Source organism: Planomonospora corallina (assembly GCF_042650625.1).
Lineage (GTDB): Bacteria > Actinomycetota > Actinomycetes > Streptosporangiales > Streptosporangiaceae > Planomonospora_B > Planomonospora_B corallina.
Genome location: NZ_JBHSBM010000005.1, coordinates 274,114 through 283,569, shown reverse-complemented (window position 1 = coordinate 283,569; position 9,456 = coordinate 274,114). Strand labels below are relative to the sequence as shown.

The 9,456-nt window shown below is 75.6% G+C and carries 7 protein-coding genes; 5 read left to right on the top strand and 2 right to left on the bottom strand.

Annotation, left to right across the window (positions count from 1 at the left end):
• The 3 genes from ACFOWE_RS01930 to ACFOWE_RS01920 form a co-directional block, all read left to right on the top strand.
• On the top strand, window positions 1-3,614 hold a 3,614-nt coding region (locus tag ACFOWE_RS01930), incomplete at its 5' end, for an amino acid adenylation domain-containing protein (protein WP_377284988.1).
• Window positions 3,611-3,823, top strand: a complete 213-nt coding sequence (locus ACFOWE_RS01925; protein WP_377284987.1) for an MbtH family protein — start codon at window positions 3,611-3,613, stop codon at window positions 3,821-3,823. The genes ACFOWE_RS01930 and ACFOWE_RS01925, both read left to right, overlap by 4 nt.
• Window positions 3,824-3,971: 148 nt before the next feature.
• Window positions 3,972-4,691: a thioesterase II family protein gene (locus ACFOWE_RS01920; protein WP_377284986.1), complete on the top strand. Its 720-nt coding sequence runs from the start codon at window positions 3,972-3,974 to the stop codon at window positions 4,689-4,691.
• Window positions 4,692-4,850: 159 nt separating this feature from the next.
• Here ACFOWE_RS01920 and ACFOWE_RS01915 read toward each other — a convergent pair whose 3' ends face one another.
• Together ACFOWE_RS01915 and ACFOWE_RS01910 are read right to left on the bottom strand one after the other, a co-directional pair.
• Window positions 4,851-6,035, bottom strand: a complete 1,185-nt coding sequence (locus ACFOWE_RS01915) for an FAD-dependent oxidoreductase (RefSeq protein WP_377284985.1) — start codon at window positions 6,033-6,035, stop codon at window positions 4,851-4,853.
• Window positions 6,036-6,212: 177 nt separating this feature from the next.
• On the bottom strand, window positions 6,213-7,115 hold the full coding sequence (locus ACFOWE_RS01910; RefSeq protein ID WP_377284984.1) for an esterase/lipase family protein: 903 nt from the start codon (window positions 7,113-7,115) through the stop codon (window positions 6,213-6,215).
• A gap of 311 nt (window positions 7,116-7,426) precedes the next feature.
• Here ACFOWE_RS01910 and ACFOWE_RS01905 point away from each other — a divergent pair, with 311 nt between their 5' ends.
• Both ACFOWE_RS01905 and ACFOWE_RS01900 read left to right on the top strand, forming a co-directional pair.
• The gene (locus ACFOWE_RS01905; RefSeq protein WP_377284983.1) at window positions 7,427-8,335 is read left to right on the top strand and encodes a carbamate kinase; all 909 of its coding nucleotides are present in this window, start codon (window positions 7,427-7,429) and stop codon (window positions 8,333-8,335) included.
• 62 nt (window positions 8,336-8,397) lie between these two features.
• The coding region (locus ACFOWE_RS01900; RefSeq protein WP_377284982.1) for a barbiturase at window positions 8,398-9,456 on the top strand (1,059 nt) is incomplete at its 3' end.

Genomic DNA, 9,456 nt, shown 5'->3' with positions numbered 1-9,456 from the left:
AGCCCGCGCCCGCACCGCCGTACAAGGACCATCTGGCGTGGCTGGCCCGGCAGGACCGCGCGGCCGCCCGTCAGGCATGGCGCTCCCGCCTGGCCGGGCTCGACGGGCCCACCCTGGTCGCCCCCGGGCTCGACGGCAGGCCGCCGGTGGAACCCGGCCGGGTCCGCGCCCACCTCGACGAGGAGCGGACGGCCCGTCTCACCGCCGCCCTGCGCGCCCGCTCGCTGACCCTCAACACCGCGGTCCAGGGGGCGTGGGCGCTGCTGCTGGCCCAGCTGACCGGGCGTGACGACGTCGTCTTCGGCGGCACGGTCTCCGGCCGCCCGGCCGAGCTGCCCGGCGTCGAGCGCATGGTCGGCCTGTTCATCAACACGCTTCCCGTCCGGGTACGGCTGCGCCCCGGCGGCCCCGGCGAGACCCTCGCCGGGCTGCTGACGCGCCTGCAGGCCGAGCAGGCCGAGCTGCTGCCCCACCACCACCTCGGCCTGGCCGAGATCCAGGGCCTGCACGGCGGGGGCGGGCTGTTCGACACCATGACGGTGCTGGAGAACTACCCGGCGGGCGCCACGGCGACCGAGATCGCCGACGGGCTGCGGCTCGCCGGAGCCGGGGGGAGCGACGCCACGCACTACCCGCTCGCGCTGGCCGCGACCGGCGGGCGGACCGTCTCGCTGCGCCTGGACCACCGGCCCGACGCCTTCTCCTCCGCCGAGGCCCGGCGGCTCCTGGACCGGCTCGTCCGCGTGCTCGAGACCGTGGCCACGGATCCCGGCCTGCCGCTGGCCCGGCTCGACCTGCTGACCGACGACGAGCGCGCCCTCGTCCTGGCGGGACCGGAGCGGGCGGCGCCCGTGCCGGACGGGACCGTGGCGGACGCCTTCGCCGCGCAGGCGGCACGGACCCCGGACGCCGAGGCGGTCGTGGCGGACGGGACCGTCCTGACCTACGCCGAGCTCGACCGGCGGGCCGACCGGCTCGCCCGCCGGCTGGCCGCGCTGGGCGTGCGCGCGGAGACACCGGTCGCGGTCCTGCTGGAACGGTCGGCGGAGGTCGTCGTGGCGACCCTGGCGATCACCAAGGCGGGCGGAGTGTACGTGCCGCTCCACCACGGCCATCCGCCCGGCCGGATGAGCTGGGTCATGGCCGACACCGGAGCGCCCGTCCTGGTCGCCGACCGCGATCCCGGCTTCGACCCCGGCCGGGACGTCGCCGTGCTCCGCCTCGACCTCCCGGCGGCCGCGGCCTCTCCGGAGGCCGCGACGCTCCCGGCGGAGACGGCCTCTCCAGGGGACGCGGCCCCCGCGGGCGAGGCGGTCCTTCCGGGGGAGACGGGCGCCGGGCCGGGCCACGACCTCCGGCACGCCCGGATCCACCCGGACTCGCTCGCCTACGTGATGTACACCTCGGGCTCGACCGGCACCCCCAAGGGCGTGGCCGTACGGCACCGCGACGTCCTCGCCCTCGCGGCCGACCATCGGTGGGCCGGGCGGCACCGGCGGCTGCTGATGCACTCCCCGCACGCCTTCGACGCCTCCACCTACGAGCTCTGGGTGCCGCTGCTGACCGGCGGCACGGTCGTCGTCGCGCCGCCCGGCGAGCTGGACCCCGCCCGTCTCCGCGACCTCGTGGCACGGCACCGGCTGACCGCCCTGTTCATCACGACGGCGCTGTTCAACCTGGTCGCCGAGGAGGACCCGGGCGCGTTCGGCGCCTTGGCGGAGGTGCTCACCGGCGGTGAGGCCGCCTCGCCCGAGGCGATGCGCCGCGTGTCGCGGGCCTGCCCGGACACCGTGCTCGGACACGTCTACGGGCCCACCGAGACCACCACCTACGCCACCTACCACGCCGTCGGGGCCGTCCCCGAGGGCGGTGCCGCGCCGCCCATCGGCCGGGCCCTGGACGGCATGCGCGCCCACCTGCTGGACGGGCTGCTCCGGCCGGTGCCGCCCGGCGCGGTCGGCGAGCTGTACCTGTCGGGCGCGGGGCTGGCCCGCGGTTACCTGGGCCGTCCGGGTCTGACCGCCGAGCGGTTCGTCGCCTGCCCGTACGGCACGGGCGAGCGGATGTACCGGACCGGGGACCTGGCCAGGTGGACGGCCGGCGGCGAGCTGGAGTACGTCGGCCGGGCCGACGCGCAGGTGAAGATCCGGGGATTCCGGATCGAGCCGGGGGAGATCGAGGCGGCGCTGGCCCGGCACCCGGAGGTCGGGCAGGCGGTGGTGGTCGCCCGGGACGACCGCCTCGTCGCCTACGTCACCGGCCCTGCGGACCGCACCGCGGACGCCCCCGTCACCGGTCCGGCGGAGAGCAGCGGCGTCGCCCCCGTCACCGGTCCGGCGGAGAGCGCCGGCGTCGGCCCCGGGGAGCTGCGGGCGCACCTGGCTCGGACCCTGCCCGAGTACATGGTCCCGCAGACCGTCATGGTCCTGGACGCCCTCCCGCTCACCCCCAACGGCAAGGTCGACCGGGCGGCCCTCCCCAGGCCGGAGGTGTCGGCGTCCGGACGGGATCCCCGGACCCCCGCCGAGGAACGGCTCTGCCGTCTGTTCGCCGAGGTCCTCGGCCTGGACCGGGTCGGCGCCGACGACGGCTTCTTCGACCTGGGCGGCGACAGCATCGCGGTCATCCGGCTCGTCTCCCGTGCCCGGAGCGAGGGACTGGAGATCAGCCCCCGCGAGGTGTTCGCCCGCCAGACGCCCGAGGCCCTGGCGGCGGGCGGTCACGCGGGCTCCACCGGACGGGAGGTGCTGCTCCCGCTCCGCGCCACCGGCGCCAAGCCCCCGCTGTTCTGCGTGCACCCCGGCGCCGGACTCGGCTGGCCGTACTCCGGCCTGCTCCGCCACCTCGGTCCCGACCAGCCCGTCTACGCCTTCCAGGCGCGGGCGCTGACCGAGCCCGGTCACACCTCCCCGTCGATCGAGGCCGCCGCCCTGGACTACCTGGAGCGGATCCGCGAGGTCCAGCCGCGCGGGCCGTACCGGCTGGCGGGCTGGTCGATGGGCGGGCTGATCGCCCACGCCATGGCCGTCGAACTGCGCGGGCGCGGCGAGGAGGTCGCGCTGCTGGCGCTGCTCGACGCCTACCCCGGCGCCGGCGCGGGCGTCCCCGGGAGCGGCGCCGGAGTAAGCGTCCCCGGCAGCGACGCCGGAGCAGGCGTGCCCGGGGACGGGGGACCCGGCGGCGCCGTCCCGGAGAACGCGGAGCCCGGCGGACCGGACGACCCCGTCCACCCGGACCGGGACGAGGTCCTGTCCGGCCTGCTGTCCGCGGTCGGCTACCAGGGGACGGGAGAGGCCGGCGACATCATGGCGTTCGTGCGCGCCCACGGCGGCCGGTACGCCACCCTCGACGAGCCGACCCTGCGCGCGGTCTACCGCCACTACCGCAACGGTGTGAAGATCTCCCGGGAGCACACGCCCCGTCTCTTCGACGGGGACGTGCTCTTCTTCACCGCCGCCCGCGACCGCGGGGCGGACGCCCCCACCGCCGCCGACTGGAAGCCGTACGTGACCGGGAGCATCACCGACCACGCCGTCGACTGCGACCACGAGAGCATGCTGAACCCCGGACCGGTCGCGGAGATCGCCGCGCTGCTCAGAAAGGAACTGCCATGACCGTCAACCCCTTCGAGGACCCCGACGGCACCTACCTGGCCCTCGTCAACGACGAGGGCCAGTACTCCCTCTGGCCCGCGTGGGCCGAGGTCCCGCCCGGCTGGACCGTCGCCTTCGGCGAGGACACCCGGCAGGCATGCCTGGAGCACATCGAGGCGAACTGGACCGACATGCGCCCGCGGAGCCTGATCGAGGCGATGGGAGAATGACCGCCGGCCCCGCGCGGGGAGGGACCGCGCCGGTGAACGTCCTCCTCCGCGGGGAGGGACCGCCCCGGCGAGCGTTCCGCCCGCGTGGGGAGAGACCGCGCCAGGGCCCCGCGCCGGCATCGGGGCCAGGAGCATTGGAGGGAACCTGATGACCTGGCTGCGCCGCCCCCGCCCCCGACCGGCGGCGACCACCCGGCTGATCTGCTTCGCGCACGCGGGCGGGTCGGCCACCGCCTACCGGGAGTGGCCCGCGCTGCTGCCGGAGACCGTCGAGCTGTACGGCGTGCAGCTCCCCGGCCGGGCCGACCGGTACGGCGAGCCGCTCCCGGAGAGCCTGGAGGCCGTGGCCGCCGCCGTCGCCGGGGAGCTGGTCCCGCTGCTGGACCGGCGCTTCGCGCTGTTCGGGCACAGCATGGGCGCACTGGTGGCCTACGAGGTGACCCGGCTGCTGGAGGAGCGCGGCCCCGGCCCGGCGCGGCTGTTCGTGTCGGGCTGCGCGGCGCCGCACGAGCGCCCGGAGTACGGCTACTCCCGCTACGACGACGACGGGCTGGTCGCCGAGCTCACCCGGCTCGGCGGCACCGAGGCGGCGGTCTTCGCCCACAGGGACCTGCGGGAGCTGGTCCTGCCGTACGTCCGCGGTGACTTCCGGCTGGTCGACGCCTACCGCCACCGGCCCGGACCGCCGCTGCGCACCCCGGTCTCCGCCCTCGTCGGCGACGCCGACCCGGTCGTCACCCCGGCCCAGGCCAAATCCTGGGAGTCGCTCACGGCCTCGGAGTTCTCGCTGACCGTCTTCCCCGGCGACCACTTCTACCTGCAACCGCTCCGGGAGCGGGTCGTCGCCGAGGTCGCCCGGCGCGTCTAGGCCCGCACGGGCCTCGGGTCCTCGACCGGACCGGAGGCCGCGGATCCACAGGACGGCTCCGCGTGGACGGAGGCCCGCGCGACGGCTTCGGCAGGGCTCCCGCGGCCTGCCGGGCAGTGCGCCCGGTGCCGACGCGCGGAGCCGGCCATGGGCCAGGGCTCAGAGCCGGCCGCTGAACGCCCGGATCAATCTCCCGAACGACCAGGTAGCCAGGTGGCCCGGCATGGCGGAGGCCGCGCGCAGCACGGTCTCGCTCTGGAACACCGTCCGCGGCCCGGAGGTCGCGATGCCCCGGGCGGCGGCCGCGGAGGCCAGCGCGGCCTGCCGCCGGCGGCTCCTGCCGTACACGCGCAGAGCCGCGGCCGGATCCGGGCCTGAGGCGGGGCCGGAACCCGGCGTGCGATCGGCGGCCGCGAGGGCGCGCAGCAGCGCCGCGACGTCCTCCAGTGCCTGGCCGGCGCCCTGCGCCAGCATGGGGGGCATCGTGTGCACCGCGTCGCCGATCAGGGCGCACCGGCCGCGCCACCACCGGAACGGGGCCCGGTGCCTGCGGTGGGGGAAGAGCTCGAGGTCCTCGTCCGACAGCGACGCCAGGAGTCCGGTGACGGGAGGGGCCCATGTCCCGTACCGGTCCCGGAGGGCGGCGAGTGCCCGGTCCGGGCGGTCGAAGCCGTCGCCCGGCCGCAACCGGAGGTCGATGAGCCACTGCAGCAGGCCGCCGCCCGCGGGGCTCATCCCGACGGCGCCCCGGCGCCCGAGGAACATCAGGCCGCGGGAGCCGAGTTCGAAGGGCGCCGCGACCAGGCCCTGCCAGGTCGCCGTACCCGTCGGGGGTGCGTCCGTGCCGGGACCGGAGCCGAAGAGCGCCGCGCGTACCTGGGAGTTCACGCCGTCGGCGCCGATGAGCAGGTCGCCTGAGTGCTCCGCGCCGTCCTCGGTCCCGGCCCGTACGGAGCGGCCGTCGTCGTGGAGGCGGGTGAGGCGGGCGCCGAACCGGACGGTGCCCGCCGGCAGCCCTTCGGCGAGCCTGGCGAGCAGCGTCCGCCGGGGGATCACCACCACCGGGAAGCCGGAGCCGGCCTCCAGCCGCGCGGTGTCCACCGTCATCACCGGGCGCCCGCGGGCGCTGCGGACGTCGAGGGCGTCCAGACGCTGCCCCGCCCCGTCGAGCCGTACGCCGAGATCGTCCAGGACCGCCGTGCCGTTGCTCCAGAGCGTCAGTGCGCAGCCGCTGTCACGCGGGGCGGGCGCCCGTTCGAGCACGGTCACCGTGTGCCCGGCGGCGAGCAGCCCTCTGGCCGCCGCCAGTCCCGCGATCCCGGCTCCCGCGATGAGAACACGCATCCCACTCCTCTACGATTCGTAGTACTACGATTCGTAGAATACGAGGGCGGGGAACACCGAGCAAGGGGTCCGGCCCGCCGCCGACGGGCACCGGGAGCGGCCGGGAGCGAGGCACTCCGGTGGATGGACCGGCCGACGGGGACGGGCGGTGAGCGCGGGCGCCCCTGGCGGGCACCCTCAGAGGATGAGCGCGAAGCAGTCCGGCCGGTAGTCCTCGGGCAGGGGTCCGGTCTCCTCCAGCGCCTTGTTGACGTAGGAGAGCATCACCGGGTCCATCGTCTCCAGGTTGTGCCCGACCGCTCCCTCGACGAGGCCCTTGAGGGGGCAGTCGTCCTGGAGCATGCGGTTGCTCACCTGACCGGCCGGGCCGTCGACGAACGTCGAGGCGGCCATCTGCTCGGCCTTCAGCCCGAGGGCGGTGTAGTCGACGCCGGGCTCGACCATGGTCGGGGAGTTCAGCTCCTCGAACAGTGCCGAGCCCGGTGCCAGCTCCTCGCAGACGGTCTCCCGCCCGCAGCCCTCACCCAGCTCCTCCGTCAGGCTGTGGTGCGGTGAGCCCAGCGTGACCAGCTCGGACACCTTCGCCGCCCCGCCCTCGAACCGCATGTACGCCCGGGGGACGATCCCGCCGAGGCTGTGCCCGACGATCGCCGCCTTCTCCGCGCCGGTCGCCTGGAGCACCCCTTCCACGAAGATCTCCAGCGTCCGCGCCGACTCCCTGATCGACCGGCTCCACCCGTAGTCGAGCGCGAAGACGCAGTAGCCCTGCTTGTCCAGGTAGGCCGCCGCCACCGGCCAGGTCACCGCCCCGGTGCTCCTGGCCCCGTGCACCAGGACCACCGGGTACGGCGTCGCCTCCGCAGGGCGGCACCCGAAGTCGTTGGCCTCCGGCAGCCCCTCGGAGGCCATCCCCCGGGCCTCGGCCACGTAGTCGATCTCCGGGGCGCCGGACGCGCCGGGCGTCCGGGCCACCTGCCGCACCAGGGTGTCGGCCAGCAGGACGAGGGCCGCGAGCGCGGCCACGGCGCACAGGGCGGCCACGGCGACCACGGCGACGCGGCCGGGCTGGAGGCGGCCCACGCGATCCCTCCCTCCGGACGGGTGGTCGGACCAAACCTCCTCCGCCGGCCCGCCGGCCGCTAGGGCCGGGCCGCACCGCTTCCTCACGCGTTTTGGCACCGCCGCACAACTCCGCCCGCCGTACGGCCCGCCGCGCCCGGGACCGTGCGGCTCGTCGGCCGGAGCCGTCCGGCCCGCCATCCGGAGCCGGGGCGCACGCCGTACGGCGGGCCGGACCGCACCCGGCCGGGTGAGTTCTGTCGAAGAAGGGCCCCTCCTTGGGCAATGAGTGCCCATGAGCCGGGACGAGACGGGCGGTTACCGTCGCCCCTGTGGGTGAACGTGTGCTGATCGCGCTCGGCGGCAACGCCATGACGGCCTCCGACGGGAGCGCCTCGCCCGACGACCAGCGCCGTGCGGTCGAGGAGGCGATGGGCCACGTCGCCGCGCTGCTCGCGGCCGGCCACCAGGTGGCCCTCACCCACGGCAACGGCCCGCAGGTCGGCAACCTGATCGTGAAGAACCAGCTCGCCGCGGACGTGGTCCCCCCGGTCCCGCTCGACTGGTGCGGCGCGCAGACCCAGGCCACGATCGGCACGCTCATCCTCAACGCCCTCGAGGGCCGGGCCGTCGTCGTGGTGACCCGCACGCTCGTCGATCCCGCCGACCCGGCGTTCACCGACCCGGTCAAGCCGATCGGCCGCTACTTCACCGAGGAGGAGGCGCGCCGGTTCGAAGGAAGAGGCCAGACCTGGCGCCGGTTCGAGCGCGGCTGGCGCAGAGTGGTCCCCTCCCCGGAGCCGCTGCAGATCCTCGACGCGCCGGCGGTCGCCACGCTGATGGCCGCCGGGTTCGTCGTCGTGGCGGCCGGCGGCGGGGGAGTGCCCGTGATCCGGGCCCCCTCAGGGAGGCTGGCCGGCGTCGAGGCCGTCATCGACAAGGACCTCGCCGCGGCCCTGCTGGCCCGGACCGTCCGGGCCGGCACGCTGGTCATCGCCACCGACGTGCCCTGCGCCTGGACCGGCTTCGGCACGCCCGGCGCCCGGCCGATCGGCGCGATCAGCGCCGGCGGGCTCCGCGACCTCCAGGCCGCCGGGCACTTCGCCGGCGGCAGCATGGGCCCGAAGGTCGAGGCCGCGCTGCGCTTCGTCGAGCACGGCGGCGACCGGGCGGTGATCACCTCCCTGGAGGGCATCGGGGCGGCGGTCGCGGGGGAGACCGGGACCGTGGTGAGCAGGTGAGCGGCGGTCCCCGGCGGACCCCGACGCGCGAATGGAAACGACCCGACGGAAAGGCGGCCGGAATGCCGGAACCCATCGAAGTGCGCAAGGTGCCCATCGAGAGCGTGACCGACGCCTCCGGGCTGGAGAGGCTGATCGACGACGGGGTGATCGAGGCGCACCGGGTGCTCGCGGTGATCGGCAAGACCGAGGGGAACGGCGGCGTCAACGACTACACCCGCATCCTCGCCGACCGTGCCTTCCGCGAGGTGCTCGCCGCCAAGGGCCACCCGTCGCCGGAGAGCGTCCCGCTGGTGTGGTCGGGCGGCACCGACGGCGTGCTCAGCCCGCACGCCACGATCTTCGCGACCACGTCCCCGCCCCCGGGCGACGAGCCGGGCGACGAGCCGCGGCTCAGCGTCGGCATCGCGATGAGCGACGTCATCCTGCCCGAGGACATCGGCCGGCCCGCCATGGTGGAGAAGGTCGCCGCCGGGGTGCGCGAGGCCATGAAGGCCGCGGGGATCGACGACCCCGCCGACGTGCACTACGTGCAGACCAAGACGCCGCTGCTGACCCTGGCCACCATCAACGACGCCAAGTCCCGCGGCAGGGACGTGGTGACCGAGGACACCGGCCCCTCGATGGACATCTCCAACTCCACCACCGCGCTCGGCGTCGCCGTCGCACTGGGGGAGATCGAGATGCCCCGCGCCGACCAGATCCACCGGGACCTGTCGCTGTACTCGTCGGTGGCGTCCTGCTCCAGCGGCGTCGAGCTCGACCGGGCGCAGATCGTGGTCGTCGGCAACGTCCGCGGCATCGGCGGCCGCTACCGCATCGGCCACTCGGTGATGAAGGACGCGCTGGACGCCGACGGCATCTGGGAGGCGATCCGCTCCAGCGGCATCGACCTGCCGGAGCGCCCGCACCCGTCCGACCTGGGAGGCCGGCTGGTCAACGTCTTCATGAAGTGCGAGGCCGACCCGTCGGGCCGGGTCCGGGGCCGCCGCAACATCATGCTCGACGACTCCGACGTGCACTGGCACCGCCAGATCAAGGCCACCGTCGGCGGTGTCGCGGCCAGTGTCACCGGGGATCCCGCCGTCTTCGTCAGCGTCGCCGCGGTCCACCAGGGCCCC